The sequence below is a fragment of the Bordetella sp. 15P40C-2 genome, assembly GCF_009763235.1.
In the GTDB taxonomy this organism is placed as follows: domain Bacteria; phylum Pseudomonadota; class Gammaproteobacteria; order Burkholderiales; family Burkholderiaceae_B; genus Bordetella_A.
On record NZ_WSJA01000005.1, the window covers coordinates 43,844 to 70,629 of the forward strand.

Consider the following 26,786-nt stretch of genomic DNA (forward strand, 5'->3'; position numbering starts at 1 on the left):
ACCTGCGCCCGGCTCGACAGCCGAGCGCGCCACCCAACAAAAAAGCTCAGCCGCGGCTGAGCTTTATTTATCCTGACGAATCAGGCGTATCGCTAAGACTTAGGCGAAATTCTTCGCAGCAAAGTCCCAGTTCACCAGCGCCCAGAAGTTTTCCAGGTACTTCGGACGGGCGTTACGGTAGTCGATGTAGTAGGCGTGTTCCCACACGTCACAGGTCAACAGCGGCTTGTCTTCGGTGGTCAGCGGCGTGGCGGCGTTGCTGGTGTTCACGATGTCCAGCGAACCGTCGGTCTTCTTGACCAGCCAGGTCCAGCCCGAACCGAAGTTACCGGCGGCGGACTTGTTGAACGCTTCTTTGAACGCGTCGAAGCTGCCCCACTTGGCGTTGATGGCGTCAGCCAGCGCGCCCGAGGGTGCGCCGCCGGCGTTGGGAGCCAGGCTGTTCCAGTAGAACGTGTGGTTCCAGACTTGAGCGGCGTTGTTGAACACACCACCCGAAGACTTCTTGATGATTTCTTCGAGCGAAGCGTTTTCGAATTCGGTGCCGGCGACCAGGTTGTTCAGGTTCGTGACGTAGGTCTGATGGTGCTTGCCGTAGTGAAACTCGAGGGTTTCTTTCGAGATGTGCGGAGCCAGAGCGTCTTGCGCGTAAGGCAGGGGGGGAAGCGTAAATGCCATGTGAGTTCCTTCTAGGTTGATTGCACAATCAAGCGACAGTGATTGTATCGGCACTTTGAGGCCAACTTGGCGGTAACCCAGCGCAATGCGGGGTTACGCGAAAGGAGAATCAGTCTTAAGAACGCGTCTTGGGTGCTGAAATGCCCTCCTTTTTCAACGCAGCAGATTGCCGCCACGCGCGAGCCATTCAGCTCGCATCACCAGTATCGAACACCTCCACACGCGCCCCGCCCTTGGCAAAGGTCAGCGCCAGCGCTTGCCCGTCATGCAGTCGCGCGGCATCGCGCACGATATTGCCTTCGGCGTCGCGCACGATGGCATACCCACGTTCAAGGGTGTGCTGCGGGTTGACCGCGCGCAGATGGGTACTGACTGCGGCAAGACGCGCCTGACGCGTGGCGAGCTGACGTTCGTGCGATTGGTGCAGCCGCCGCGCCAGGGCCGCCACGCGTTCTTGCGCGCGGCCCGTATCCGGCGCGGCGTGGTTCAGTCTTTGCGTCAGCATGCCGACCCGCGCCGTGCGCCGGCCGTGGGGGCCTTGCCAAGCGGCAAGCAGACGATGCCGCAGTGTATTGAGCCGCTCCGCCTGATGAGCGAGCCGCCGCGCGGGCGAAACGAGCTGCGCGGCAGCTCGGTCCAGCCGCTGAGCCGCTTGCTCGATACGGCGCTCCTGGGCGCGCACGAGCCGGCGCGCCGTTTGGTCGAGTCGGGCAAGCAGATCCGCGCGCGGCACACAGGCTAACTCTGCCGCGGCGGTAGGCGTGGGCGCGCGCACATCGGCAACAAAATCCGCGATGGTGAAATCCGTTTCGTGCCCGACGCCGCTGATGACCGGGATCGCGCTGGCGGCGACGACCCGAGCCAGCGCCTCGTCGTTGAAACTCCACAGGTCTTCGATGCTGCCACCGCCGCGCACGAGCAACAGCGTATCGACTTCCTGGCGCTCATTCGCTAAAAGCACCTGGGCGGCGAGTTTGGCGGCGGCGTCCGCGCCTTGAACCGGCGCGGGATAAATAATCACCGGAACCTGCGGCGCGCGACGCGCCAGCGCCGACAACACATCCCGCAAGGCGGCCGCGTGCAACGAGGTCACCACGCCAATGGCGCGCGGCAACGCCACCGGTCGCCGTTTCGCATCCTCGTCGAACAAGCCTTCCGAGGCGAGCTGCGTCTTTAACCGCAGGAAGGCCTCGTACAAATTGCCCAGCCCGGCACGGCGCATCGCGTCGGCCTGTAGCTGAAAGTCGCCCCTGGGCTCGTACAAAGACACGCGAGCACGAATCTCTACCTGATCCCCCGCCCGGGGAACGAACCCGACCGAACTGGCCCGGCTACGGAACATGACGGCCCGAACGGCGGCGCGGCTGTCCTTCAGCGTGAAATACCAATGCCCGGAAGCGGCCTGCGTGAAATTCGAAACCTCGCCTCGCACCCACAGCGCCGGAACGCTGCGCTCCAGCAACTGGCTTACTGATTGGTTTAGCTGCGCGACTGTCAGGATATCCCGCGTAAATAGGTCATCTTTGACGGGAAACTCAGCTGTCATAAGGCTTTCCGGAGAGTTGGCTGTCCACAGGACGCGGCCGAAGGGCCGCGATGATACATCAAGTCGCAAATCCGTGCAGAACGGCCCGCAACGCCAATAAATACGTAGCAAGCCATTGATCTTTAAGAACTATTTTGCTTCAACAAAATGACAAGAAAAAGAGCAACCCAGCTCAAACCCTGCATTTCCAGGCATTTCCGCATAGTTTTACACAGAATTATCCACAGATTCTGTGGATAGCTTTGCGTGGAGACGGTCGGCGCGGCCACCCCGCCCTCCCGACTCACGGCCCGCGCTAAAATCGCCCTCTTCGCATTGCCGCCACGTCCGGAGCCACTCTTTTGCTGTCCATCATCCGTGAAGCCGGCTGGCCGATTTGGCCGCTGCTGATTACCTCTGTCCTGGGTCTGGCGTTAATCGTCGAGCGCCTGCTGTCGTTGCGGCGGCGGCTCATCGTGCCGCCCGGTTTGCCTGACCAGGTGCTAGAGATGCAGCGCAATGCGCAAGACGGTCCCGAGGCGCTTAGCCGCCTGGAGCAGCATTCCCCGATGGGACGCGTGCTCGCCGAGGTGCTGCGTCACCGCAACCAACCACGCGAAGTCCAGCGCGCCGCCGTCGAAGACGTGGGTCGTGCGGTCGCCCACGATCTGAATCGCTTTATCCCGGCGCTGGGCACCGTCGCCGTGGTGGCTCCCCTGCTCGGCTTGTTTGGCACCGTGGTGGGCATGATCGAAATTTTTGCGTCTTACACGCCGGCCGGTGGTGACCCCGCGCAGCTGGCTCGTGGCATCTCTATCGCGTTGTACAACACCGCTTTTGGGATTCTGATTGCCATTCCCGCCATGATCGCGCATCGATACTTGCGCAGCCGGGCCGATAATTTGTTGAACGAGATGGAACAAGCGGCCGCGCGCGTGGCGCGACTGACGCGCCCGACGGTACCGTCCCGAGCCTCGTCATGAATTTTCGACATCGACGCGCCGACCGCGAGGAATTGGAGATCAACCTGATTCCGTTGATCGATGTGCTGCTGGTGATACTGATATTCTTGGCGGCCACGACATCGTTCGCGCGTTACACCCAGCTCGAGGTGACTTTGCCCGAGGCCGCCATCGAACGCGACACACCGCCGGCAATCACGATCGATATCAGCCGCGACGGGCGTTACGCGATCAACGGCACCCTCATCGATGCGCCCAGCACGGCCGACCTGGCCGACAACCTGTCCATGGCCGCCGCTGGTAAAGACGCCCCGATAATCTTGATCAACGCGGACGCGCAGGCCGCGCACCAATCCGTGGTCAACATGATGGAAGCGGCGCGTCTGGCCGGTATTTCCCGCGTGAATTTCGCCGCGCAAAATGCGCGATAGGCGGGACTCGTGACGCGCCCTGACTCGCAATCTCGTTCTCGCGGCGCTGCCCTGACGTCGTGGGTACAGCGTCAGTGGCAGCACGATGGCTGGTTCGCCACCTTCATGCGCCCACTGGCGGCATTGACGGCCAGACACGTTGCCCGACGACGCGCACAGTATGCGGCGGGCGAAAAACCCGTTTACCGCGCACCCGTCCCGGTGATCGTGATCGGAAATATCTTTGTAGGCGGCACAGGCAAGACGCCCGTTGTTATCGCGACCGTCCAAGCATTGCGCGCGCGAGGCTGGACCCCGGGTGTTATCAGCCGGGGCTATGGCGTGAAAGTCGGCGCCGAGCCACGCGTAGGCGCGGGCGAGCTGGATCCCGCGGCATTCGGCGACGAGCCAGCCCTGATCGCGCACACCGCCCAGGTACCCATCGCGGTGCATCCGCGTCGCGCGCTGGCCGTGGAGGCATTGCTAAAGGCATATCCGCGCACGAATGTCATCGTCTCCGATGACGGATTGCAGCATCTCGCTTTGGCCCGCGATATCGAAATCGTCGTCCAGGATGGACGTGGCGTAGGCAACGGGCGACTGCTGCCTGCGGGGCCGTTACGCGAGCCGGCATCCCGGCTGGACCACGTGCACTATGTCATCACCAATCGTGCCCGTGCCGAGCGTCCGAGCACGGAACGCGCGTCGCGCGGCGCGCACCATGTCGATATGTGGCTGCAACCCGATATGGCGCGTCACCTCGCCACAGGCGTCGAGCGTCCGCTTACCGATTTCGCCGGCGCACAGCAGACCCGCCGCATTGCGGCGGCTGCGGGCATTGGCAATCCCGAACGGTTTTTCTCGACACTGCGAGCTGTCGGTATCAACCCCGACCCTTGTCTGGCGCTTCCCGATCACTATGACTACCGCCAGTCGCCGTTCGACTCGGTACCCGGGGAAGTCATATTCATCACCGCCAAGGACGGCATCAAGTGTCGCCGTGCGCCGGACACACGCCTATGGGAAGTCCCCGTGCAGGCGCGGTTCTCAGATCCGAACCTTTTCGACCGGATCGACGTGGCGCTACGAGGGCGTGCCACGTCGCGTTGATGCTGCGCCAAGACCGTATTGATCAGAACAAATGTTGCGCGTTTTCGCGCCCGCCGGGCCATCAACTGCTTTAGAATGACGCCATGGAATCCCGCCTACTAGATACGCTCGTGTGCCCCCTTTGCAAGGGCCGCCTCGACTACAACCGCGAGCAGGCCGAACTGACCTGCCGCGCAGACCGCCTCGCCTACCCCGTACGCGACGGCATCCCCGTTATGCTTGAATCCGAGGCGCGCTCTCTGGACACGCCGCGTCCCGACACGGCTGCACTGTGAGCTTTATTGCCTTAATCCCGGCCCGCATGACGTCAACGCGCTTGCCCAACAAGCCGTTGGCCGATATTGCGGGCCTGCCCATGGTTGTGCGCGTGGCACGTCGGGCCGCCGCCTCTGGGGCCGCGAGCGTGACCATCGCCACGGACGATGAGCGCGTCCTCGCGGCCGCCGCCGAACATGGCGTGTCCTGCATCCTGACCCGGGCGGATCACCCTACCGGCACGGATCGTCTGTCCGAGGCGGCCGAAAAACTCGATCTCCCCGACGACGGCATAATCGTTAACGTCCAGGGAGACGAGCCGCTGATCGACCCCGAGCTGATCGATGCGGTTGCGGATTTACTAAAGCATCACCCGGAAGCCGACATCGCGACTTGCGCTTGTCCGCTTGCCGACGCCGAATCGCTGTTTAACCCCAACGTCGTCAAAGTCGTATGCGGGTCGGACGATCGCGCGCTGTACTTTTCGCGTGCGCCGATTCCCTGGGCGCGCGACGCGCTGGCGGGTGGCGAACGTCTGTTAGCACCGGGTTTGCCAGCATTGCATCACATCGGACTCTACGCATATCGCGTCAGTTTTCTGCGCCGCTTCCCGCGTTTGCCCCAGGGCACTCTCGAGCGCTTTGAGGCACTAGAGCAACTGCGCGCGCTAGAGCATGGATGCAATATCGTCGTACACCGAACCTCGCGACCGCCCATGGCGGGCGTGGACACACCAGCCGACTTGGAGCGCGTGCGCGCGTGGTACGCCGATCACCCGCAATAGCGGGTTTTCCCTGATCTGGCTCTCCACGTACAACATTGGGTTGCGGCATAATCGACCCCAGTCGTAAATATTTCATTTTTCCATTCAGGAGTTCCTTCCATGCGTCTCATTCTGCTCGGTCCGCCCGGCGCCGGCAAAGGCACACAAGCTGCCTTCGTCACCCAGCAGTTTTCCATCCCGCAGATTTCCACGGGCGATATGCTGCGCGCGGCCGTTAAAGCTGGCACGCCTCTCGGCCTGGAAGCCAAGAAGGTGATGGACGCAGGTGGACTGGTCTCCGACGACATCATTATTGGCCTCGTTCAAGACCGTCTGAAGCAGCCCGACTGCGCCAACGGCTACCTGTTCGACGGTTTCCCCCGCACGATCCCGCAAGCCGACGCCCTGAAAAGCGCGGGCGTCGCCTTGGACTACGTCGTCGAGATCGTGGTGCCTGAACAAGACATCATCGAACGCATCAGCGGTCGCCGCGTGCATCCGCCCAGCGGCCGTAGCTACCACGTGCGTTTCAACCCGCCGAAAGTCGCGGGCGTGGACGACGTGACGGGCGAACCCCTGGTGCAACGTGATGATGATAGCGAAGCCACGGTACGCAACCGTCTGGAGATCTATCAGAACCAGACTCGTCCGCTGGTTGACTACTACTCCTCGTGGGCCGAATCCGGCGACCAGAACGCGCCGAAGTATCGCAAAATCGAAGGCGTGGGCGCCGTCGACGAAATCAAACAACGCTTGTTCGCGGCATTGGCCAGCTGATCGGGCTGACGCGGACACTCCGCACCCTGCGCCGTGGTTCGCCACGGCGCTTCTATTGAACCTTTACCCTTTCTAAAGCCGTATGGAAATCGCAAATAAGGTATTCATTGTGACTGGCGGGGCGTCCGGCCTGGGCGCTGGCACTGTGCGCATGTTGGTCGAGAATGGCGCGAAAGTCGTGATCGCAGACGTGCAGGACGAGCCGGGCGAGGCCTTGGCTAAAGAGCTGGGTCAGCGCTACGTGCACTGCGATGTCACGCAGGAAGCCGACGGCCAGCGTGCCGTCGCCGCCGCGCAAGAACTCGGCGCCCTGTTTGGCCTGGTGAACTGCGCGGGTGTCGCGCCCGCCGCCAAGATCGTCGGTAAAAACGGCGCGCATCCTCTCGATCTGTTCCAGAAGGTCATCTCGATCAATCTGATCGGCAGCTTCAACATGATGCGTTTGGCCGCAGCGGCCATGAGCGCCAATACGCCCGAGCCCACCGGCGAGCGTGGTGTGCTGATCAACACCGCTTCCGTGGCTGCTTTCGACGGCCAGATCGGCCAAGCGGCCTATTCGGCGTCCAAGGCGGGTGTTGCCGGCATGACGCTGCCCATCGCGCGCGATTTGGCCAAGACCGGCATCCGCTGCATGACGATTGCCCCGGGCATCTTCGGCACGCCGATGATCTTCGGTATGCCGCAAGAAGTGCAGGACTCACTGGCTGCCAGCATCCCCTTCCCCGCCCGCCTGGGTCGTCCGGAAGACTACGCCAAGCTCGTCTACAGCATTGTCACCAACGAGATGCTCAACGGTGAAACCATCCGCCTGGACGGCGCCATCCGTATGCCGCCCAAGTAAACTCGTCGCGCGCGCCTCGGCTGCACACTGCGTGCCGGGTTCGCACTGCCTGAGGTTTACCCGGCCCCTAGCACCTTGCTTTGGGGCCTTTTTTGTCTGAAGCCATGAGTCTGTTTCGTTCCGCCGCCACCGTCAGTTCCTTTACGCTGTTGTCGCGCATCACGGGTCTGGTACGCGATATTCTGGTAGCGCGCGCTTTTGGCGCGGGGCCGTTAACCGACGCTTTCTGGGTGGCTTTTCGCATCCCTAATTTGCTGCGCCGCCTGTTTGCCGAAGGCGCCTTCGCCCAGGCATTCGTGCCGATCCTGGGCGCCGCCCGCACGGAACGCAGCGAAGACGAAGTACGTACCTTGCTGGATCGGGTCGCTCTGCTACTGACGCTGACGCTGATGACTGTCACGTTGATAGGCATACTTGCCGCGCCGTGGGTGGTCACCGCCATGGCCAGCGGCATGCGCGACGCCAGCCGCGCTGCCGAATTTGACGCCGCTGTGTGGATGACGCGGGTGATGTTCCCGTACATCGTCTGCATGTCGCTTGTCGCTTTCGCCTCCGGGGTGCTTAATACGTGGCGCCGATTCGCCGTGCCGGCGTTCACGCCCGTGCTGTTGAATGTGTCGATGATCAGCGCCTGCCTGTGGCTGAGCCCGCGCGTAGAAGTGCCTATTTACGCGCTGGCGATCGGGGTCATGGCAGGTGGCATTGCACAGCTGGCGGTACAGTGGGCGGCGCTCGCCCGTCTGGGATTAACTCCCCGTTTGCGCACGAATCTGCGTGATGCATGGCGCGATGCCACCGTGCGCCGTATCCTGAAACAGATGGGGCCTGCGACGCTGGGCGTTTCCGTCGCGCAGATTTCGCTTTTGATCAACACCAACATCGCGACCTGGCTGACCCCGGGCAGCGTGACGTGGCTGTCGTTCGCGGATCGTCTGATGGAGTTTCCCACGGCGCTGCTGGGCGTCGCGCTAGGCACGGTACTGTTACCGAGCCTGTCGGCCGCGCATGCGCAACGGGACCAAGCCCACTATTCGGCGCTGTTGGATTGGGGCTTGCGCCTGACTATTTTGCTGGGCGTGCCGGCTGCCGTGGGCTTGGCCATGTTGTCTGACGGCTTGGTCGCTACGCTATTTCACTACGGCGCATTCCAGGCGCAGGACGTCGCGCAGACGCGGCTGGCCGTCATGGCGTACTCCGTTGGCCTGATCGGCATTTTGAGTGTCAAAATCCTGGCGCCGGGTTTCTACGCTCAGCAAGACATCCGCACGCCGGTCAAGATCGCGATCATGGTGCTGATCGTGACGCAGTTGCTCAACCTGGTGTTGGTGCCGGTGTTTGCTCACGCCGGCCTGGCGCTGGCGATCGGCCTAGGGGCCACGATCAACGCGCTGGCATTGCTGATCGGGTTGCTTCGGCGTGGTACGTATCGCCCCGGCACCGGATGGACGGCATTTGGTCTGCGGCTCGTACCCGCGCTGGCCGCCCTGGCGCTCGTGCTGTGGTACGCCGATCAACATCTGGATTGGATTGCGCTGCAAGCGACCCCCGGTCAGCGAGCAATGTGGCTCGCCCTGGTGCTGGGCGCTAGTGGCATCGCCTATTTTGGGGCCCTCTTTGTCTGCGGATTCCGCCCGCGCGATTTCACCCGGCGTCGCGCCACGCCGCAAAAATAAATATTTCTAACCGGATTCATACTCTGGTACATAATCCATGTAAACTGCTTCAAAAATTTACGAATAAACCCCAGTTACGGATCGCTTATGGGACTTCCTCCTCCCTTTAGCAGTACATCCATGCTGGCGAACCAAGCTAATCATTGGCTCTCTTTGCTGCGCTCGGGTCAGGCTACAGAGCAGGACTACGCGGCATTCCGTGCATGGCGTGATGCCGATCCCGCGCATCTGCAAGCCTGGAAAAACCTGGCTATGCGCGTGGACGGCTCCAGTTTCGAACAGATCCACGACGGCTTCGGCTCCGTGGCGGACGCGGTTCGCCCCGAGAGAAGTCGCCGTCGTTTCCTTGCTGCCGCGGCCGCTTGCTCCGTCGTGGGGGCAGCCGCCTATGCGGGCAACGAAATCTATCCATTACGCAATTTGCTGTCGGACGCCTCTACCGGTTTTGGCGAACGCCGTCGCTACACGCTGTCTGACGGCAGCCATCTGCTGCTGGATGCCCGCAGCGCGGTCAATTTGAATTTCACCCCGTCTTTGCGGCAGCTGACCTTGCAAAACGGCGCGGTCGCCGTGTCGGCGGTCGATGAAGCGCGCCCCTTCCTCACGATTACGCCCGAGGGCATGATACGGTCGGGAGGCGCCCGGTACATGGTGCGCAAGCAGACGTTTCGCACGTTGGTCGTCGCCCACGATGCACCGATAGACGTGGAGACCCTTTCTGGCATGCGCACTGTGCTTGAGCCAGGGATGGGCATCCGATTCGATAGCGAGCGCCTGGGCGAACCGAGCCGCGAGCTGGCGAATCGTGCCGCCTGGGAGCAAGGACGAATCATCGCCCAAGGCGCGACCTTAAGCGAAGTCCTCAACGCCCTACGTCCCTACTACTTCGGCGCGCTGCGCGTCACCACCTCGGCGGGCGGACTGCCGGTGTTCGGCGAGTATTCGTTGGACGACGTCGAGGGGACGCTACAAACGATGGCCGAGCAACTTCCGATCTCAATACAGCGTTACACTCGCTGGTTGACGACGATTTCGGTGTCGACGTCTTAATGGCGTCTATTGAGCGCGCGCGAAAGTGCTCGTCGCGCCGCCAAACGCCCTAGACCGAGTGAACCCTCTTGCAATCCCCGGTAAAGTTGCTAAAATGTTGGACTTTGCCGAATTCACTTAATTTATTCACACATGGCCAATACCGCCCAAGCCCGCAAGCGCGCTCGTCAATCCGTCGAGCGTAACAAGCACAACTCCAGCCTGCGCTCGATGCTGCGCACCGCCATCAAGCGCGTACGCCAATCGATCGAAGCCGGCGACAAGGCGGCGGCTAGTGAGGTGTTCCAGAAAGCCACCAGCGTGATCGACCGCGTGGCTGACAAGAACATCATCCACAAGAACAAGGCTGCTCGCCACAAGAGCCGCCTGGCCGCTGCCATCAAGGCGCTGGCTTAAGCCATTCTGCTGTCCCTGCTCCGCAGGGCTGCATGAATACGGCAAAACAAAAGGATGCCTTTGGGCATCCTTTTGTTATTGCTGCGTAGGTTTTTTTGCGGCTTTCAGAGCCCAGGACCTATCGCCCCCGGCCCACATGAGCCGGGAGCGTCCTCGCTTACTTCGCGAACGATTCGCGTAATGCGAACGTGGCTTGCTTGAACACACCCAGATCGGTGCCTACGGCCACGAAGTGCATACCCATGTCCAGGTAGCGGCGGGCGTCCGCCGGCACTGGCGCCAAGGTACCCACAGCCTTGCCATGGGCGGTGATGCGCTCGTACAGATGGCGAATTGCCTCCTGAACCTCTGGATGCCCCGGATTACCGATATGCCCCAGACCAGCGGCCAGGTCCGAAGGGCCGATAAAGACGCCATCCACCCCTTCCACCGATGCAATATCGTCCACCGCCTCGACACCAGCGCGGCTTTCGATCTGCAGCAGCACGCAGATATTGTCGTTAATGGTGTGCAGATAATCAGGCACCGTGCCGTAGCGGTTGCTACGCTGCATGCCCGCCACACCGCGCATACCTTGCGGCGGGTAGCGCGTAGCGGCCACGGCACGGCGCGCATCGTCGCCGGACTCGATGAAGGGGATGAGCAGGTTGTAAAACCCGATGTCCAGCATCCGCTTGATCTCGACCGGATCGTTCCAAGACGGCCGCCCGACCGCTGCGCTGTTACTACCCTGCAGCGCTTGCAACTGCTGCATCATCAGCGAGATTTCGTTAGGTGAATGTTCCCCATCCACCAACAGCCAGTCGTAACCCGCCAGGCCCGCCAACTCTGCGGTCAGGTGGTTAGACATACACATCCAAAAACCGATCAGCCGCTCGCGCGCCAGGATTTGCTGGCGAAAACGATTAGGCACGGGTGAAGTCATGTTGATTCCTTGAAACGGTTGGACTTGGCGTTAATCGAGCGTTGCGCCCGATTCTTTGGCCGCCTTGCCCCATTTATCGATCTCGTTCGAGACAAAGGTAGAAAATTCCTGCGGATTGCTGGCGACGATGACAAAGCCCACGCTTTCGAGCTTGTTACGCAGTTCCGGGTTCGACAAGGCTTTGACGGTCGCCTTATTCAAGCGGTCGACCACCGCGTCAGGCGTACCAGCCGGGGCAGACAGTCCAAACCAGGACTCCGCCGCGAAACCCGGGTAACCCGATTCCGCGATGGTGGGCGTATCCGGATAGGCGGGGTTGCGCTTCTCGCTGGCCACCGCCAGGGCGCGCAGCTTGCCGGATTGCACCTGCGGCAGCAGGTTGTCCTGGTTCAAAAACAGCACCGAAACGCGGCCCCCAATCGTGTCGGTAATCGCGGCGGCGCCTCCCTTGTATGGCACGTGCATCAAGTCGATGCCGGCGGCTTGCTTGAGCATTTCCATCGCCAGGTGACCCGATGAGCCACTGCCCGAGCTGGCGTGCGTGTATTTACCCGGTTCGGCTTTGGCCAGCTCGATAAATTCCTTGAACGTCTTGGCCGGAAACTCGGGATTTGCCACCAAGACATTAGGCCCGCGAGCCAGCAAGGACACGTGCTTGAAGTCCTTGTCGCTATACGGCATGGACTTGTAGATCGAATAATTGATGGCGTTCGAGCCTACGCCGGAGAGCAGCAGGGTATAGCCATCGCCTTCGGATTTCGCCACGGCATCCGAGCCGATGTTTCCGTTGGCGCCACCTTTGTTCTCCACGATAACGTTCTGACCGAGGTCTTTCGCCAGCTCCGCGGCCAACAGGCGGCCGACCGCGTCGGTGCTGCCGCCAGCCGGGAATGGCACGACGAGGCGCACGGGCTTGTTCGGCCAGTCCTGCGCGAATGCCGCACCCGTACCCAGCGCCGTCATCGACAGCGCCAGGGCGGCTGCGCCCAGCCCACGTCCCATGACGGAAATTGCCGCACGACGGCTCGGGTGGAACGCTTTCTTATTCATTTTCATGATGTCATCTCCTTAATTATCGAGAGCTGGATTCGCCCTCGTTGTTGTCGGGGCCGGGGCGATCAATCGCCCGACAGCACATACTCCACGCCACTGCGTTCGCAGATCGCGCGCAGCTTGGCCTCCAGCGCCGGCGGAATGGGAACCCCCTCGTTCTCGCGACGCGCGCGCTCTTGCGCCTCGACCTCCCCGGCCACCTGCACGGGCTTGGCGGGATCGGCGGGCGGCGTCTGGTGCAGCGTATCGATAGCGTCGTCCAGCTCCTCGGTGAAGGAGCCAGAATCACGAAACGCCTCTGGATTGAGCGCCAGGAAAAAATGGCCTATGTCGTCCGGGTCACCAGGTTTACGGGTCGCCATCTGGCGGGCGGCCAAGGCGCTGCCGCTGAGCGTGCCGCCAAGAATCTGCGCCATCATGGCCAAGCCATAGCCTTTATGACTACTCATCGCCGGCGTGCCACCCAGCGGCGTCAAACCGCCGCCGCGCTGCTCGAAGATATAGCCCATGGCTTCGGCCGCGTTGGTGACGCTGCGCCCCTTGTCGTCCACCGCCCAGCCCTCGGGCAAGGTCTTGCCATGAAAATCGTAGACCTTCACTTTGTTGGCCGCCACGGTCGTGGTGGCCATGTCGAGCACGAAAGGCTCGTGGCGCGCCGTGGGTGCGGCAAACGCAATCGGGTTTGTGCCGAGCATGGGCGCCGCGCCATTCGTTGGCACCATGATGAGCGTCGTCGCACTACTGGTCACCAGACCCACGACACCTCGCCGCACCGCGATGCGCGCGTAGACGCCCGCAGCGCCAAAGTGATGAGAATTGCGCACCGAAACAGCCCCCACGCCATGCTCGAGCGCCTTGTCGACAGCGAGATTCATGGCTTGGGCAGATACGGGATAGCCTAAACCCGCCATACCATCGAGCACCGCCGTGCACAGACTATCGCGCACCACGCGCGGTCGTGCACCAATCTGCAAGGTGCCTGCGCGCAGCTTGTTTTCATACGCAGGCAACATCGAAATGCCGTGCGAATCTATCCCCAGCAAATCCGTTTCCGCCATGAGATCGGCCGTCGTCCCGGCCAAATCCTCGGGCATTCCCCATTGTGTCAGCACGCGGTAAATCTGTAATCGCACGCGCTCGACCGGCACATGCTTCACCTGACGACTATCAACCTGCACACTCCTCTCCTCCGGACGCATCGTCCGCTCTATGTCGTCTAAAACGCCGACCTGCGATTGCACGCATGGCCTCGATTATTGATCCCGCTCCCGATCCACCAGCCGATGACGCGCTTGCCCCAAATGGAACTGCATCGCGATGCGCGCGCGCTCGCCGTCCTGCTCGCGTATCGCGGCAAGGATGGCGCTGTGCTCGTCGGCCACCCGTTGCGCACGCTGGCGCGACCCCGTGCGCGTGAGATTCAGCGTCAGCCGCATGAACCCGCTGATGGATTCGTGTATCGATACGAGCACGCCCAAGTAATAATCGTTGCCTGTCGCTTGGGCGATGCTGGCATGAAATGCCAGATCCGTACTCGCGGACACATGTCCATGCTCCAGTTCTTCTAAAAACGCCTCATGCGCCTCGGCAATGTGGTGCAGTTCGTCATCGGTACGGCGCAAGGCCGCCAGCCGCGCGGCATCGCCCTCCAACGCCACACGGATCTCCTGCGCGCGCAAATACGCGCTGACATTGCCCACATCGCTAAAAGTTTTCAGGCGCGGCGCCGGCTGATGACTGACGAAGGTGCCCAGTCCTTGATGCGCCGTGATCAAGCCATCGGCGCGCAGCCGTAGCAATGCCTCGCGCACCACCGGCCGCGAAACGCTGAACCGGTCGCAGATTTCATGTTCCGAGGGCAGCTTGTCACCCACATTCAAATGGCCCTCGACAATCTGTTCGAAGATCCTGCCGTAGAGCTGGTCGGCCAAACGCACGCGGTGGCCACGATCGAGCGCCGCGACGCCTACTACCGCATCGGCCTGCGTCGGCTTCGTGGCCGCGCCAGCGGCGGTTTGCGGGGATTTGCGCTTGGTCGACATTGTTTTTTCAGCCACCCGCCACGCCTTGCGTGTTCACGTATAAGGCATATATCGAATGCGACGATGCCATGAATAAACGATTGCGATGCTCGCCGCCAAAACACAGATTGGCGCAGCGCTCGGGCAGATGGATATGACCGATGCGTTTGCCTTGCGGCGATACCACCATCACGCCGTCTTTACCCTCACCCATGCCCCAGCCCAACCACAGATTGCCATCCACGTCACAACGCATGCCGTCTATCGTGCCACCCTGAGCGTCAAGGAACACGCGGCGATTGCCCAGATTTTTACCACCTTCGAGCACGTCATACACGTGAATCAAACGATTCGGCGTGGCGCGGCCTTCGACCACATACAACAACGACTCATCAGGCGAAAAACATAATCCATTGGGCCCTTTCAGGTCCGTGATAATCGCCTCGCCCTTGCCCGTTTCCGCGTCGATGCGATAGACCGAATGCGGCAATTCTGCCGTCGCCTTGCGGCCCTCGTAGTAGCCGCCAATCCCGAATGGCGGATCCGTGAACCAGATCGATCCATCGGAATGACAAATCACGTCGTTGGGCGAATTCAGCGGCTTGCCGTCGTAGCTGTCCATCAATACTGTGATCGAGCCATCGTATTCCGTACGCGTGACGCGACGGGTCAGATGCTCGCAAGTCACCAGACGACCCTGACGATCCCGCGTATTCCCATTCGCGAAGTTCGAAGGCTTGCGGAATTCGCTGACTGCTCCCGTGGAGGCTTCCCACTTCATGATGCGATCGTTCGGAATATCGCTCCACAACAGGAAACGTCCATCACCGAACCATACCGGGCCCTCATTCCAACGCATGCCCGTGGCGATACGTTCGATGCCCGCGTTAAAGAGACGATAGGACTCAAAAGCCGGGTCCAGTATTTCAATCGCAGGATCGGGATACGCTTGCGCGGGTTGCCAAGCGCGCGCGAATGTCGGGAAAGTCACCGCCATGGCGCCCGCGCCGGCTAACCATTTACGTCGATGCGGATCGATCATGCCCGCATCGACATGCTCCCTCGGCTCGCGCGCCGAATTGGCATCCGCGTCCCCAAAACTGGTCTTCATCTCACTGTCTCCACGTATTGTTATTCGGTTGCAAGGATCGACTCACACTAGGGTATGTACTGCCAAATTCCTACCGCGCAACGCCCACGTTATCCGATCAAAAAAGTATACTTGGTTGACAAGCATACCTTCAATGACTGTGTTTGTTTGACAAGATGCGCAATGCGCGCGCTCCCGGAGACACTATGAAAAAAACCATCCTCGCGCTGGCCACGGCTGGCGTCACCCTGCTCGGCACCGCCCCCGTTCACGCGGACGACTATCCCAATAAGCCCGTCACCGTCATCGTGCCATTCGTGCCGGGCGGCTCTTCCGACATTACCGCACGCGCAGTATTGCCCGGCATGCAGAAACGGCTGGGGCAGACCTTTGTCGCAGAGAACAAGCCCGGGGCCAATAGCGCCATCGGCGCGCAGGCGCTGGCGCGTTCCACGCCCGATGGCTACACCATGATGGTGGGCTCTATCGGCACGTTCGCGATCAACGAGGCCCTCTACAAAGAGCTGTCGTACAACCCCAGCAAAGACTTCACGTATCTCACGCAGGCCGTGCGCAACCCCAACATCCTTGTTGCTCCGCCTTCCTTTCCTCCCAACACGGTTGCCGAACTAGTCGAATACGCCAAGAAAAATCCCGGGGCGGTTTCCTACGCCTCCTCCGGCACCGGCTCATCGGATCACCTTTCCGCCATCCTCTTCCGTCAACGCACCGGCACCACTGGCGTAGACGTGCCCTATCGCGGCGGCGGCGCGGCGATTGCCGACCTGATGGGCGGACAGGTCAACGTGTCGTTCCAGAATTTAGGCGCGGTCCAAAAACACGTGCAGGCCGGCAAGCTCAAAGCATTGGCCATCACCGGCGAAAAACGCTCGCCCGAACTGCCCGACGTGCCCACCCTCGGGGAGGCTGGCGTTAAAGACATGGTGGTCTATTCCTGGCAAGGATTTGCCGTGCCCAAGGACACGCCCGAACCTGTCGTGAACAAATTGTCCAGCGCATTGCGCGAAACGCTGCAAGAACCCGGCGTGACCAAGACGCTCCAAGGCCTGGGCTTTGAGGTGGTCGCGAACACCCCCGAGGAGTTCGCCGCCTTCCAAAAAGAAGAAGTCGCCCGCTGGAAAAAGGTAATCAAAGACGGCGGCATTGAATTGCAGTAATGCGCCAATAATCCAGTAGCATTGACTTTTTCGACCCTTAACCGCAACGACATGACCACCAAGCCACGCATTCTTCAGGTCGGCTCTCTGTCCGGCTCCCCCTCTGCCAACCAACGGTTGGCCAAAGATTACGACGTGTTTGAGTTTTGGAGCTACGGCGATCGCAGCGCGGCCTTGGCCGCGCTGGCCGAGCACGGTCGGGGCATCACCGCCATGGTGACCTCCGCCAACATGGGCGCAAACGCTGAGCTAATCAATGCGCTACCCGATCTCAAGGCGATCTGCAGCTGGGGCGTTGGCTACGAGACTATCGACCTGAAGGCCGCGCAAGCGCGTGGCGTGGTGGTCAGCAACACGCCGGACGTGTTGACCGATTGCGTGGCCGATCTCGCCTGGGGTCTGATGATCGCGGGCGCCCGCCGCATGAGTCAGGGCGACCGTTTCGTGCGCGCGGGCCGCTGGGGCCAGGTGCATGGCTCGATTCCGCTGGGCATCCGCGTCAGCGGCAAGAAACTGGGCATTGTCGGTCTGGGCCGTATCGGCCAAGCCATTGCCGAACGCGGCAAAGGGTTCAACATGGACGTGCGCTATCACAACCGTCGCGAGCGCACCGACGTGCCCTACGGCTATGAGGCATCGCTGGTTGACCTCGCCGCATGGGCGGATTTCCTCGTCGTCGCCACGGTCGGCGGCCCCGAGACCCGCCACTTGGTCAACAAAGACGTCCTCGAAGCGCTAGGCCCCAAGGGCATCATCGTCAATATCGCGCGCGGTCCTGTGATTGATGAACAAGCGATGATCGCTGCACTCGAAAGCGGCAAGCTCGGCGGCGCCGCCTTGGACGTATTCGAGTTCGAGCCCAACGTGCCCGAAGCACTCATCGACAGCGATAACACGGTGCTCTTGCCGCATATCGGCAGCGCAAGCTACGAGACCCGCATGGCGATGGAAGACCTGATGCTGGAAAACCTGGCGTCATTCTTCCAGAGCGGCAAACTGGTCACGCCGGTCGAATAATTGCCACGACATGCGATAGCTCGCCAAGAGCTATCGCATCACGGAAAAAATTCGCATTCGCCAAGGGCGTGCAGGTGCGCTGCGCCCCTCACCCAGAGCAACAAATGACGAGGAGCCCCGTCTGGAACTCAGACCTCGCGCTCTTCGGTTTTCAGATTGTTGTCGCGAGCGAAGTCCACGACGAATTTATATGCCAGCGGCTCCAGTTCGCGCAGCCGCTGATCGACCACGATACCCCGCACCCCATCGATCAAGGTTGGCAGCACATAAGGCGAGTAGGTCAGGTGACTGCCGGTCGTGCCAGGCGGCCGAAACTGGGCCATGACGCCGGCGAGGCGCTCGGCCCAATCACTGGGTCGGAAACGGGCGCCACTCTCTGTGACGCCATGAATAACGAATTGTTTGACGCGATCTGTCATGAATTTTTCACCGCGGACCCCGTGTGCAGCATCAGATGGGACTAACGACAAAGATGTGACCCGCGCCGCGAATTGTATATGATTGATGTTTTGGCCTTGCCCTCTTGCACCATGACATTGCCTTCGCACCAGACCGGCCCCTTGCGGCACTTCCTGCAGTTTCGGGATTTTTCCCCTAGCGAAATCGCCTATGTGCTCGATCGCGCTCGCCTGATCAAGGACAAGTTCAAACGCTACGAGCCTCATATGCCGCTACACGATCGCACCCTCGCGATGGTGTTCGAAAAAGCCAGCACGCGTACCCGCGTGTCGTTCGAGGCCGGCATGTATCAAATGGGCGGCTCGGTCATCAACCTTACCTCAAATGACTCGCAGTTGGGCCGCTCCGAGCCGATCGAAGACACGGCGCGCGTGATCTCGCGCATGGTCGACATCGTCATGATCCGCACGTTCGAGCAAACCCGAATCGAGCGTTTCGCCGCGCATTCGCGCGTGCCGGTCATCAACGGCCTGACCAACGAGTACCACCCCTGCCAGATCCTGGCCGATATTTTCACGTTTATCGAGCATCGCGGGTCCATCGCCGGCAAGACGGTGGCATGGATCGGTGACGCCAACAACATGTCCTACACCTGGCTGCAAGCAGCCGAGATGTTGGGCTTTACGCTGCACGTCTCCACCCCGCCCGGCTACGAGCTGGAGGCCAACCGTATCGGCAATCCGCCGGAAACGGTGCTGCGCCAGTTCTCCGACCCGGTCGAGGCCTGCCGTGGCGCGCATCTTGTGACGACGGACGTCTGGACCAGCATGGGCTACGAAGCCGAAAACGAAGCCCGCCGCGCGGCCTTCGCCGACTGGTGCGTCGATGCCGAAATGATGGCCGTGGCCGATCCGAGCGCGGTATTCATGCACTGCCTGCCCGCCCATCGCGGCGAAGAAGTCACCGGCGAAGTCATCGACGGCCCGCAAAGCGTGGTCTGGGACGAAGCCGAAAACCGCCTCCACGTGCAAAAAGCCCTCATGGAATTCTTGCTGCTCGGCAAGATCGATTAATCGACGCAGCGCGCGGGCACGGCATGACGGTGCCCGCGATGCGCATTCAAACGCGCTAAAATGGCCGATTCGGCAGCGATGCCCGGCCCTTCGTGGGCCTCTGGCCTTGCCTCTCCGTCGCCCTTTTGTTTCGTCCTATACGTCCCCGTAGGCGCTTTAGATCACACCATGACCACAATTCTTCCCAATCTGCCCCTCGGCCAGAAAGTCGGCATCGCCTTTTCGGGCGGCCTGGATACCAGCGCGGCCCTGCTGTGGATGCGCAACAATGGCGTCATCCCCTACGCCTACACTGCCAACCTCGGTCAACCTGACGAATCCGATTACGACGAGATCCCGCGCAAGGCCCTGGCCTACGGCGCTGAAAAAGCCCGTTTGATCGACTGCCGCGCACAGCTCGTGGCCGAAGGCATCGCCGCCTTGCAGGCAGGCGCCTTCCACGTCTCGACCGGCGGCCTGACGTACTTCAACACCACGCCTATCGGCCGCGCCGTCACGGGCACCATGCTCGTGGCCGCCATGAAAGAAGACGACGTCAACATCTGGGGCGACGGCAGCACGTTCAAGGGCAACGACATCGAGCGCTTCTATCGCTACGGTTTGCTCACCAACCCCAACCTGCAGATCTACAAGCCCTGGCTCGACCAGCGCTTCATCGACGAACTCGGCGGCCGTTCCGAGATGTCCGAGTACATGCGTCAGGCGGGCTTTGACTACAAAATGTCGGCCGAAAAAGCCTACTCGACCGATTCGAACCTGCTGGGCGCGACCCACGAAGCCAAGGACCTCGAACATCTGAACTCCGGCATCCGCATCGTCAAGCCCATCATGGGCGTGGCATTCTGGCGCGATGACGTCGAGGTCAAGGCCGAGGAAGTCACCATCCGTTTCGAGGAAGGCCAACCCGTCGCCCTCAACGGCGTCGAATACGCCGACCCGGTCGAACTGATGCTCGAAGCCAACCGCATCGGCGGCCGTCATGGCCTGGGCATGAGCGACCAGATCGAGAACCGCATCATCGAAGCCAAGAGCCGCGGCATCTACGAAGCCCCGGGCATGGCGCTGCTGTTCATCGCCTACGAGCGCTTGGTCACGGGCATCCATAACGAAGACACCATCGAGCAATACCGCGACAACGGCCGCAAGCTGGGCCGTCTGCTGTACCAAGGCCGCTGGTTCGATCCGCAAGCCATCATGCTGCGCGAAACCGCTCAGCGTTGGGTCGCGCGCGCGGTCACGGGCGAAGTCACGCTGGAACTGCGCCGGGGCAACGACTATTCGTTGTTGAACACCGAATCGCCCAACCTGACCTACGCGCCCGAGCGCCTGTCGATGGAAAAAGTCGAGAACGCACCCTTCACGCCGGCCGACCGTATCGGCCAGCTGACGATGCGTAACCTGGACATCACCGACACGCGCGCCAAGCTCTTCACGTACGTGCAGACTGGCTTGCTCGCCTCGTCGGGCACGGCGCTGCCTCAGTTGAAGGACTCTGGCAAGAAGTAAACGCGCAAGCTGACAAGCGCAGATATAACGGCCGCCACCTTAGGGTGAGCGGCCGTTTGTTTTACAGCGTCAGGGCGATCGTTGGCCTCTTACCCGCGGATTCGCTTCAGATCTCAACCTGCATGCCCATTTCGACCACGCGATTTGGCGGGATCTTAAAAAACAGTGTGCTGCGCATCGCATTACGCGCCATGAACGAGAATACGCCCATGCGCCAGCGCCCCATGGCCGGCTGACGCGCGGCCACAATCGTCTGGCGCGATAAGAAATACGAGGTACGCATCGGCTCCAGGTCGATTTCCGGATACGCCTCGGAGATCAGTCTGAGCACATGCGGCACGTTCGGGTCTTCCTTAAAGCCGTAGTGCACGGCGATCTGCCAGCTATCCATGCCCACAGGCTCGACCAGGAATCGCTCTTCATCCGACACGTAGGGCACGTCCACGACTTCCAGCGTGAGAAATACCGTGTGTTCGTGCAGCACCTTGTTGTGCTTCAGATTATGCAGCAAGGCGGCGGGCACCCTGCCAGGCGTCATCGTCAAGAAGACTGCCGTCCCTGGTACACGCGCCGGCGGATGCTGCTGCAACTGCTCCAGAAACGCGGGTAGCGCTTCCTGATCGCGCTGGTGTCGCAAGGCTAAAAGCTGTCGCCCGCGGCGCCAGGTCATCATCAAGGAAAACATCACGATGCCCACCATCAAGGGTAGCCATCCGCCTTCGTGAATCTTTGCCGCATTCGCGCTGAAGAGCAATAGATCCACCAGCAGGAAAACGCCAAGCGCGCTCAGCCACAACGCGCGTCGCATGCCAGTCGAGCCGCGCGGCAACACCGTAAACGCCAGCAGGGTAGTCGTGAGCATCGTCCCGGTCACGGCAAAGCCATAGGCTGCGGCGAGATTTTCAGAACTCTGGAACACCAGCACAAGAATCAACACCGACACCAGGAGCCACGCGTTCACTTGCGGCAGATAGATCTGCCCCTTCTCTGCGGCAGAGGTGTGCAGAATCTGCATGCGTGGCCAATACCCGAGTTGGATCGCCTGACGCGTTACCGAGAACGCCCCGGAAATCACCGCCTGCGCCGCGACGACGGTGGCTACCGTCGCCAGCATCACCAAGGGCACCAACGCCCACTGCGGCGCCATCAGAAAAAAGGGATTGCGTATCGCCGTCGGGTCCTGCAGCAGCAATGCGCCCTGCCCAAAATAGCAAAGCCCCAACGCCGGCAACACCATCGAGAACCAGGCGCGTCGGATTGCCTGCCTGCCAAAATGACCCATATCCGCGTACAAGGCTTCGGCGCCGGTCAAGGCCAGCACCACGGCACCGAGCAGCACAAAGCTGCGTCCTGGGAACTCTGCAATGAACTGCAGGCCGATCAGGGGATTCAACGCTTCCAATACCTGCGGGGCATGCACAATTTGCCTCAGACCCAGCGCAGCCATCGTCGCGAACCACACCGCCATCACCGGCCCGAACAGCCGCCCCATCGCACCTGTACCTTGGTGCTGTATCAAAAATAAAACCAGCAACACAAGCAACGCTAGCGGCACGACCCACGGATCCAGCCTGTGCGACACGACGCCTATGCCCTCCAGTGCGGATAACACCGATATGGCCGGCGTGATGATGCTGTCGCCGTAGAACAGCGCCGCACCAAAAATACCCAAGACCACGAGCAGCAAACGCGCGCGCCCTGCCCGTCCACGCACCGCCAGCTCCAATAGCGCCAAGGTGCCGCCTTCGCCCCGGTTATCGGCTCGCAGCACCAGCATCACATACTTGAACGACACGACCAGCATGAGCAGCCAGAACAAGATCGACAGCACACCGAGTACATGATGTGGCTCGACCCGATCGAAGCCGGCCAGACACGCGCGCAGGGTATAGAGTGGACTGGTGCCGATATCACCATAAACCACGCCAAGCGCACCCAGCATCAGCGCGGCGTGCTTAGTCGACGCATGCGCGGTGGACACCGCGGGATCCTGCCCAGTCGAACTCATCGGACCTCCAATCGCTCAGGATGTACGATCCTGCCGAGTCAACTGCGCCCCTTTGCGGGGCCCCGGAAACACCACGGATAAACGCGTGCCCGCGTACTCGGGCCGGCTTGTCAGCTTCCACCAGGCGCCATGGGCGTGGGCGATCTCGCGCACGATCGCCAGGCCCAGTCCGGACCCGCCCGCGCCATTGCCCGGCGAACGATAAAAGGCCTCGAAGACCCGCTCGCGTTCCTCGGGCGGTATGCCCGGGCCATCGTCCTCGACGACCAAGGTCGGCGGATTCTCGCCCACGGTCAGCGTGATGCGGCCCGTATCGTTGCCGTAGCGCACGGCATTGTCGATCAGATTGCCCAGCAACTCGTCCAACAGCAACGGATCGCCATCGATCCACACCGGATGATCAGGCGCTACCAGATCGATTGCGAAATGCTCGGCGTGGGCATGAGGGATCCATTCCGCGCCGCTCGCCCTCACCCAATCGCAGAGATCGATACGGACAAAACTATCCTGAGGGCGCGCATTTGGGTCGGCGCGCGCCAACACCAGCAACTGCTGACCCAATCGGATCATGCGATCGCTGACCGCCTTGATGCGCTGCGCGCGCACGCGAACATCGTCGGGCAGCGGCCGTGAGAGCATGAGCTCGGATTCCATGCGCAGCCCGCTTAACGGGGTGCGCAGTTGATGGGCCGCGTGGCCGATGAATCGACGTTGCGCGGCAAGCGATGCGTCCAGCCTCAACAAGAGGTCATTGGTATGCCGCACGAGCGGCTCGATCTCCGCCGGTACGCCAGCCACTTCCAAGGGCTGCATATCGTCGATCGAACGCTGACGGATTTCTTCGGACAGATGATTGACCGACCGCAGGCCGGAGCGCACGCCCTGCACGATCACAAAGGCAAAGACGGCGACCAGCACAGCTTGTCCGCCGACCATCAGCCAAAAGAAGTCCTCCAGCATCCACCCGGCCATATCCAGCTTATGACTGATGACCCAGGTAGCGATCAGATCCAGAACGACGAGGACAAGGATAGGCGGCAGCAGCCGTTTTACCAGGTAGCGCGCCAGTGACCCTCGTGGAAACGCCCAACGCTCGTTGCCCGGCGCACTGCCAGGAGATGAACTCGAGGCCGACGACTGAGGTGGCACTTTCGCGCCATGAGGCTCGGGCCGACGCGAGATGTTCACGCGGACTGCGTCTCCAGCATATAACCGAAGCCACGCACTGTCAGAATACTGGCGCCCGTGCCCTCAAGACGTTTACGCAGACGGTACACATAGACCTCCACTGCGTTCTCGCTGAAGTCGGCATCCCACGCCGATAAGGAATTCACGATCTGACGCTTAGTCACCACACGACCGGCGCGGGCCATCAACATTTCCAGCACCGACAGTTCACGCACCGACAGCGACAGACGCTGCCCATTGGCACGCACCTCGCGTCCGACGGTATCGAAGCTCAAGGGACCGACTTCGATCAGTGGCTGTGCCTGCCCCGCCCTACGACGGCCAAAAACGCGCACGCGCGCGGCCAGTTCAGGCAGGTCAAAAGGCTTGGTGACGTAGTCGTCCGCGCCGGCGTCCAGCCCGGCGACGCGGTCTTCCAGACCATCGCGCGCCGTCACGATCAACACCGGCACCTGATTGCCGTCCTGTCGCAATTGCCGCAATACATCCAGACCACTGCGTCCGGGCAAGTTCAAATCCAGCAACAGCAGGTCATAGGCCTGTCCGGCGAGCGCGCCGATGACCTTATCCCCGTCCGTCAGCCAGTCGACCGCATACCCCTGATCGGCCAGGAACTCCTGAAGCGCATGGCCCAGGGTGGTGTCGTCTTCAATAACAAGTACTCGCATGGCGGCATTCTAGCGCGAAGGGGAAAAGGGAAGAAACCAAAAGATCGCACCGCCTCACTACAAAAGCACTACGCCAGCTCTGGCGACGCACATGGCGCACCACAGCTGGCGTAGTGATGCAGAGGAGCCGGTCCTCGCGGCCTTACTGTGCCGGGGCAGGCGCGGCCGGCTGAGCGGCAGGCGGCGTCACCGCTGAGGGCTGACCCGCGGCAGCCGCAGGCGCACCGCCATCCGGTGCCGGCGTCGTAATGAAACCGATCTTGGCCAGGCCAGACCGCCGCGCGGCAGCCATCACTTTCGCCAACACCTCATACCGCGTATTCAGATCGGCGCGAATGCGCAGCTCAGGTTGCGGCTTGTTCTGCGCCATGGTCAGGAATCGATTGGGCAGATCGTCAATGGCCACCGGCTGATCGTCCCAGAACAAGGCGCCCGCCGCATCGATCGCCAGATCCACGCTCTTGGGCTCCTGCTCAATCGGCTCCGAGCTGACCTGCGGCATATTGATGCGCACCGAATGCGCCATCAAAGGCGCCGTGATGATGAAAATCACCAGCAGCACCAGCATGACGTCGATCAGCGGCACCATGTTGATTTCCGACACGGTGTGGCCGCCGGGACCCTTGCTGTCGAAGCTGCCAAAAGCCATTATTGCGCTCCCCGGCCGTTCCCATTTTGGGCGTGGCGACGCAGCGCACGCACCTTACCATCCGACAACTCTACCTGCTGACCCGTGCTCAAAAAGGCAAACAGGTCGTGCGCGAAAGCGTCCAAGCGCGAGAGGAACACACGGTTATTACGAACAAAGGCGTTATAGGCCAGCACCGCTGGGATGGCCACGGCCAGGCCCAGGCCGGTCATGATCAGCGCTTCGCCCACCGGGCCCGCGATACGATTAATCGTCACGCCATCGGCCAGACCAATACCCACCAGTGCGTGATACACGCCCCACACCGTACCGAACAACCCAACGAACGGCGCAGTCGAGCCCACCGAGGCCAGAACGGTCAAGCCGTTCTCGAGTTTCGCCGTTTCCTCGTCGATGACCTTGCGCATGGTGCGGGTAACGAATTCGCCGTTGCCGCCGGATTCTTCCAGCTTGGTGGCGCCAAACTTCGCATGATGCTTTTGCGCATGCATGGCATGACTGGTCAAATGCGAGAAAGGATCGTTCGCGCCGTGCGTGACGATTTCATTTTCAACCTGCTCCAACGAGCTGGAATTCCAAAACTTGTTCAGAAATTCGTACGAGCGGCGGCGCATGCGCACATTGCTGATGAACTTGACCAGGATCAGGTACCAGGTCACCAGCGACATGACGATCAGGATAAAAAACAGGCCTTTGCCGACAAAATCGCTTTGCGCGATAAAGTGCATAAAACCCATATCCGGCGCCGCGCCCTGCATCCCGGCAGCCGCTGACTGCAGGGTATTGCCTGCCTGCGACAACGCAGGCCCGGACTGCTGCAGCGCGTCGCTGGCCAGCTGCGTGCCGGCAGCCGCATTAGACACGGCAGAATCAATCGCCCCGCCTGCCGCTGGCGCGGCACTGGAGGCAGCAGGCGCTGCCGGCGTGGTGCTCGCCTGCGCCACCAGAATGGCGTTTTGCATAGCGTTGGACATCTCAGTTCCTCATCACGAAATCGAACGGTAATTTGGCCTTGGCGGGGTACGCCACGCCATTGCGCATCAAGGGTTTGAACCGCGCTTTACGCGCGGCCGTCAACGCGGACTCATCGAGACGGGGGAAACCCGAGCTCTTATCGATCGTGGCTTTTTGCACGATGCCGCTGGTATTGATCTCCACCAGAATAATCACCCGCCCCTCTTCACGGAAACGACGCGACATGCTGGGGTACTCCGGCATCGGCCGACGACCGACGTATTCCACGCTGGAGACCATGATAGGTTGATCCGGCGGCGGGCCTTGAACCGGCGCCTGGTTCACCTTGCCACCCTCCGGCGCGCCGGAGGGCGGTGCGACGGGCGGGGTCGGCGCGGGTTTAGGCGCAGGGGCTGGCTTTGGCGGTTTCGGTTTTTCTACCGGTTTCTCGACCTTGGGCTTCGGCTTGGGCTGAGGCTTTGGCTTGGGCTTAGGCGCGGGCTCCGGCACGGGCGGCGGCGGGATGACCGGCTCGGGTTCCGGCTCCGGTTCAGGCTCGACCACGGGTTCTGGCTCGGGCTCGACGACGGGTTCGGGCTCAGGTTCCGGCTCGACGA

28 protein-coding genes are annotated in these 26,786 nt (G+C 61.5%); 14 read left to right on the forward strand and 14 right to left on the reverse strand.

All coding sequences use genetic code 11. The annotated features are described in order from the left end of the window. Positions 1-99: 99 nt before the first annotated feature. Complete coding sequence (gene sodB / locus GOQ25_RS03650; RefSeq protein ID WP_160349092.1) at positions 100-678, reverse strand: superoxide dismutase [Fe]; 579 nt, start codon at positions 676-678, stop codon at positions 100-102. 187 nt (positions 679-865) lie between these two features. Then, positions 866-2,224 carry an exodeoxyribonuclease VII large subunit gene (gene xseA, locus GOQ25_RS03655; protein WP_160349093.1) on the reverse strand — a complete coding sequence of 453 codons (1,359 nt, stop codon included), beginning with the start codon at positions 2,222-2,224 and terminating at the stop codon, positions 866-868. Between the two features lie 341 nt (positions 2,225-2,565). Between xseA and GOQ25_RS03660 the strand changes: the two genes are divergently transcribed. The 10 genes from GOQ25_RS03660 to rpsT all read left to right on the forward strand — a co-directional run bounded on the left by GOQ25_RS03660 (position 2,566) and on the right by rpsT (position 10,440). Beyond that, complete coding sequence (locus GOQ25_RS03660) at positions 2,566-3,186, forward strand: MotA/TolQ/ExbB proton channel family protein (protein WP_160349094.1); 621 nt, start codon at positions 2,566-2,568, stop codon at positions 3,184-3,186. Further along, a complete protein-coding gene (locus GOQ25_RS03665) occupies positions 3,183-3,596 on the forward strand; it encodes a biopolymer transporter ExbD (RefSeq protein WP_160349095.1) in 414 nt (137 codons plus the stop codon). The genes GOQ25_RS03660 and GOQ25_RS03665 overlap by 4 nt, the downstream gene beginning before the upstream one ends. Positions 3,597-3,701: 105 nt before the next feature. Beyond that, the gene (gene lpxK, locus GOQ25_RS03670) at positions 3,702-4,685 is read left to right on the forward strand and encodes a tetraacyldisaccharide 4'-kinase (RefSeq protein ID WP_236844479.1); all 984 of its coding nucleotides are present in this window, start codon (positions 3,702-3,704) and stop codon (positions 4,683-4,685) included. An 83-nt stretch (positions 4,686-4,768) separates the two neighbouring features. After that, positions 4,769-4,960, forward strand: a complete 192-nt coding sequence (locus tag GOQ25_RS03675) for a Trm112 family protein (protein WP_160349096.1) — start codon at positions 4,769-4,771, stop codon at positions 4,958-4,960. Further along, complete coding sequence (kdsB, locus tag GOQ25_RS03680; protein ID WP_160349097.1) at positions 4,957-5,724, forward strand: 3-deoxy-manno-octulosonate cytidylyltransferase; 768 nt, start codon at positions 4,957-4,959, stop codon at positions 5,722-5,724. The genes GOQ25_RS03675 and kdsB overlap by 4 nt, the downstream gene beginning before the upstream one ends. Positions 5,725-5,823: 99 nt before the next feature. After that, positions 5,824-6,480, forward strand: coding sequence for an adenylate kinase (adk, locus tag GOQ25_RS03685; RefSeq protein ID WP_160349098.1), 657 nt, complete (start codon positions 5,824-5,826; stop codon positions 6,478-6,480). A gap of 82 nt (positions 6,481-6,562) precedes the next feature. Beyond that, positions 6,563-7,321, forward strand: a complete 759-nt coding sequence (locus GOQ25_RS03690; protein WP_160349099.1) for a 3-hydroxyacyl-CoA dehydrogenase — start codon at positions 6,563-6,565, stop codon at positions 7,319-7,321. Positions 7,322-7,425: 104 nt separating this feature from the next. Beyond that, a complete protein-coding gene (murJ, locus tag GOQ25_RS03695) occupies positions 7,426-8,994 on the forward strand; it encodes a murein biosynthesis integral membrane protein MurJ (RefSeq protein WP_160349100.1) in 1,569 nt (522 codons plus the stop codon). A gap of 120 nt (positions 8,995-9,114) precedes the next feature. Beyond that, positions 9,115-10,044 carry a DUF4880 domain-containing protein gene (locus GOQ25_RS03700; RefSeq protein ID WP_370519877.1) on the forward strand — a complete coding sequence of 310 codons (930 nt, stop codon included), beginning with the start codon at positions 9,115-9,117 and terminating at the stop codon, positions 10,042-10,044. Positions 10,045-10,176: 132 nt separating this feature from the next. Then, a complete protein-coding gene (gene rpsT, locus GOQ25_RS03705; RefSeq protein WP_094821746.1) occupies positions 10,177-10,440 on the forward strand; it encodes a 30S ribosomal protein S20 in 264 nt (87 codons plus the stop codon). 157 nt (positions 10,441-10,597) lie between these two features. On the opposite strand, the gene garL is transcribed toward rpsT, so the two are convergent. The 5 genes from garL to GOQ25_RS03730 all read right to left on the reverse strand — a co-directional run bounded on the left by garL (position 10,598) and on the right by GOQ25_RS03730 (position 15,436). Beyond that, on the reverse strand, positions 10,598-11,365 hold the full coding sequence (gene garL / locus GOQ25_RS03710) for a 2-dehydro-3-deoxyglucarate aldolase (protein WP_160349101.1): 768 nt from the start codon (positions 11,363-11,365) through the stop codon (positions 10,598-10,600). Positions 11,366-11,395: 30 nt separating this feature from the next. Beyond that, positions 11,396-12,367, reverse strand: a complete 972-nt coding sequence (locus GOQ25_RS03715; RefSeq protein WP_160349117.1) for a tripartite tricarboxylate transporter substrate binding protein — start codon at positions 12,365-12,367, stop codon at positions 11,396-11,398. 116 nt (positions 12,368-12,483) lie between these two features. Then, positions 12,484-13,596 carry an Ldh family oxidoreductase gene (locus GOQ25_RS03720; RefSeq protein WP_370519878.1) on the reverse strand — a complete coding sequence of 371 codons (1,113 nt, stop codon included), beginning with the start codon at positions 13,594-13,596 and terminating at the stop codon, positions 12,484-12,486. Positions 13,597-13,671: 75 nt separating this feature from the next. Then, the gene (locus tag GOQ25_RS03725) at positions 13,672-14,460 is read right to left on the reverse strand and encodes a FadR/GntR family transcriptional regulator (protein ID WP_160349103.1); all 789 of its coding nucleotides are present in this window, start codon (positions 14,458-14,460) and stop codon (positions 13,672-13,674) included. A 7-nt stretch (positions 14,461-14,467) separates the two neighbouring features. Beyond that, a complete protein-coding gene (locus GOQ25_RS03730; RefSeq protein WP_160349118.1) occupies positions 14,468-15,436 on the reverse strand; it encodes an SMP-30/gluconolactonase/LRE family protein in 969 nt (322 codons plus the stop codon). Positions 15,437-15,735: 299 nt separating this feature from the next. On the opposite strand from GOQ25_RS03730, the gene GOQ25_RS03735 reads away from it, so the two are divergent. Further along, positions 15,736-16,707, forward strand: coding sequence for a tripartite tricarboxylate transporter substrate binding protein (locus GOQ25_RS03735; protein WP_160349104.1), 972 nt, complete (start codon positions 15,736-15,738; stop codon positions 16,705-16,707). 51 nt (positions 16,708-16,758) lie between these two features. Further along, positions 16,759-17,724: a 2-hydroxyacid dehydrogenase gene (locus GOQ25_RS03740; RefSeq protein ID WP_160349105.1), complete on the forward strand. Its 966-nt coding sequence runs from the start codon at positions 16,759-16,761 to the stop codon at positions 17,722-17,724. A 128-nt stretch (positions 17,725-17,852) separates the two neighbouring features. Here the strand turns inward: GOQ25_RS03740 and GOQ25_RS03745 are convergent, their stop codons facing one another. After that, a complete protein-coding gene (locus GOQ25_RS03745; protein ID WP_160349106.1) occupies positions 17,853-18,143 on the reverse strand; it encodes a DUF3579 domain-containing protein in 291 nt (96 codons plus the stop codon). A 111-nt stretch (positions 18,144-18,254) separates the two neighbouring features. Here GOQ25_RS03745 and argF point away from each other — a divergent pair, with 111 nt between their 5' ends. Both argF and argG read left to right on the forward strand, forming a co-directional pair. Next, entirely contained in the window at positions 18,255-19,196 is a 942-nt protein-coding gene (gene argF, locus GOQ25_RS03750; protein WP_160349119.1) for an ornithine carbamoyltransferase, read from the forward strand. Positions 19,197-19,364: 168 nt separating this feature from the next. Further along, the gene (gene argG, locus GOQ25_RS03755; protein WP_160349107.1) at positions 19,365-20,702 is read left to right on the forward strand and encodes an argininosuccinate synthase; all 1,338 of its coding nucleotides are present in this window, start codon (positions 19,365-19,367) and stop codon (positions 20,700-20,702) included. A 106-nt stretch (positions 20,703-20,808) separates the two neighbouring features. Here argG and GOQ25_RS03760 read toward each other — a convergent pair whose 3' ends face one another. From GOQ25_RS03760 to GOQ25_RS03785, 6 genes are all read right to left on the reverse strand, one after another. Continuing rightward, positions 20,809-22,710 carry a potassium transporter Kup gene (locus GOQ25_RS03760; protein WP_160349108.1) on the reverse strand — a complete coding sequence of 634 codons (1,902 nt, stop codon included), beginning with the start codon at positions 22,708-22,710 and terminating at the stop codon, positions 20,809-20,811. A gap of 15 nt (positions 22,711-22,725) precedes the next feature. Beyond that, positions 22,726-23,751, reverse strand: a complete 1,026-nt coding sequence (locus GOQ25_RS03765; RefSeq protein WP_160349120.1) for an ATP-binding protein — start codon at positions 23,749-23,751, stop codon at positions 22,726-22,728. A 143-nt stretch (positions 23,752-23,894) separates the two neighbouring features. Next, entirely contained in the window at positions 23,895-24,566 is a 672-nt protein-coding gene (locus tag GOQ25_RS03770) for a response regulator transcription factor (RefSeq protein ID WP_160349109.1), read from the reverse strand. Positions 24,567-24,708: 142 nt separating this feature from the next. Next, positions 24,709-25,215 carry a biopolymer transporter ExbD gene (locus GOQ25_RS03775; RefSeq protein WP_160349110.1) on the reverse strand — a complete coding sequence of 169 codons (507 nt, stop codon included), beginning with the start codon at positions 25,213-25,215 and terminating at the stop codon, positions 24,709-24,711. Continuing rightward, the gene (locus GOQ25_RS03780) at positions 25,215-26,189 is read right to left on the reverse strand and encodes a MotA/TolQ/ExbB proton channel family protein (protein ID WP_160349111.1); all 975 of its coding nucleotides are present in this window, start codon (positions 26,187-26,189) and stop codon (positions 25,215-25,217) included. The genes GOQ25_RS03775 and GOQ25_RS03780 overlap by 1 nt, the downstream gene beginning before the upstream one ends. A 1-nt stretch (position 26,190) precedes the next feature. Beyond that, positions 26,191-26,786: energy transducer TonB (locus tag GOQ25_RS03785; protein ID WP_160349112.1), on the reverse strand; the 596-nt coding region annotated here is incomplete at its 5' end.

Coding starts and splice junctions, on each gene's coding strand:
- GOQ25_RS03770 (WP_160349109.1), bottom strand. CDS start 24,566: ATGCGAGTACTTGTTATTGAAGACGACACCACCCTGGGCCATGCGCTT.
- GOQ25_RS03735 (WP_160349104.1), top strand. CDS start 15,736: ATGAAAAAAACCATCCTCGCGCTGGCCACGGCTGGCGTCACCCTGCTC.
- GOQ25_RS03740 (WP_160349105.1), top strand. CDS start 16,759: ATGACCACCAAGCCACGCATTCTTCAGGTCGGCTCTCTGTCCGGCTCC.
- sodB (WP_160349092.1), bottom strand. CDS start 678: ATGGCATTTACGCTTCCCCCCCTGCCTTACGCGCAAGACGCTCTGGCT.
- GOQ25_RS03700 (WP_370519877.1), top strand. CDS start 9,115: ATGCTGGCGAACCAAGCTAATCATTGGCTCTCTTTGCTGCGCTCGGGT.
- xseA (WP_160349093.1), bottom strand. CDS start 2,224: ATGACAGCTGAGTTTCCCGTCAAAGATGACCTATTTACGCGGGATATC.
- argG (WP_160349107.1), top strand. CDS start 19,365: ATGACCACAATTCTTCCCAATCTGCCCCTCGGCCAGAAAGTCGGCATC.
- GOQ25_RS03780 (WP_160349111.1), bottom strand. CDS start 26,189: ATGTCCAACGCTATGCAAAACGCCATTCTGGTGGCGCAGGCGAGCACC.
- GOQ25_RS03690 (WP_160349099.1), top strand. CDS start 6,563: ATGGAAATCGCAAATAAGGTATTCATTGTGACTGGCGGGGCGTCCGGC.
- argF (WP_160349119.1), top strand. CDS start 18,255: ATGACATTGCCTTCGCACCAGACCGGCCCCTTGCGGCACTTCCTGCAG.
- GOQ25_RS03760 (WP_160349108.1), bottom strand. CDS start 22,710: ATGAGTTCGACTGGGCAGGATCCCGCGGTGTCCACCGCGCATGCGTCG.
- GOQ25_RS03665 (WP_160349095.1), top strand. CDS start 3,183: ATGAATTTTCGACATCGACGCGCCGACCGCGAGGAATTGGAGATCAAC.
- GOQ25_RS03745 (WP_160349106.1), bottom strand. CDS start 18,143: ATGACAGATCGCGTCAAACAATTCGTTATTCATGGCGTCACAGAGAGT.
- rpsT (WP_094821746.1), top strand. CDS start 10,177: ATGGCCAATACCGCCCAAGCCCGCAAGCGCGCTCGTCAATCCGTCGAG.
- GOQ25_RS03715 (WP_160349117.1), bottom strand. CDS start 12,367: ATGGGACGTGGGCTGGGCGCAGCCGCCCTGGCGCTGTCGATGACGGCG.
- GOQ25_RS03675 (WP_160349096.1), top strand. CDS start 4,769: ATGGAATCCCGCCTACTAGATACGCTCGTGTGCCCCCTTTGCAAGGGC.
- GOQ25_RS03775 (WP_160349110.1), bottom strand. CDS start 25,215: ATGGCTTTTGGCAGCTTCGACAGCAAGGGTCCCGGCGGCCACACCGTG.
- GOQ25_RS03730 (WP_160349118.1), bottom strand. CDS start 15,436: ATGGCGGTGACTTTCCCGACATTCGCGCGCGCTTGGCAACCCGCGCAA.
- GOQ25_RS03725 (WP_160349103.1), bottom strand. CDS start 14,460: ATGTCGACCAAGCGCAAATCCCCGCAAACCGCCGCTGGCGCGGCCACG.
- adk (WP_160349098.1), top strand. CDS start 5,824: ATGCGTCTCATTCTGCTCGGTCCGCCCGGCGCCGGCAAAGGCACACAA.
- garL (WP_160349101.1), bottom strand. CDS start 11,365: ATGACTTCACCCGTGCCTAATCGTTTTCGCCAGCAAATCCTGGCGCGC.
- murJ (WP_160349100.1), top strand. CDS start 7,426: ATGAGTCTGTTTCGTTCCGCCGCCACCGTCAGTTCCTTTACGCTGTTG.
- lpxK (WP_236844479.1), top strand. CDS start 3,702: ATGCGCCCACTGGCGGCATTGACGGCCAGACACGTTGCCCGACGACGC.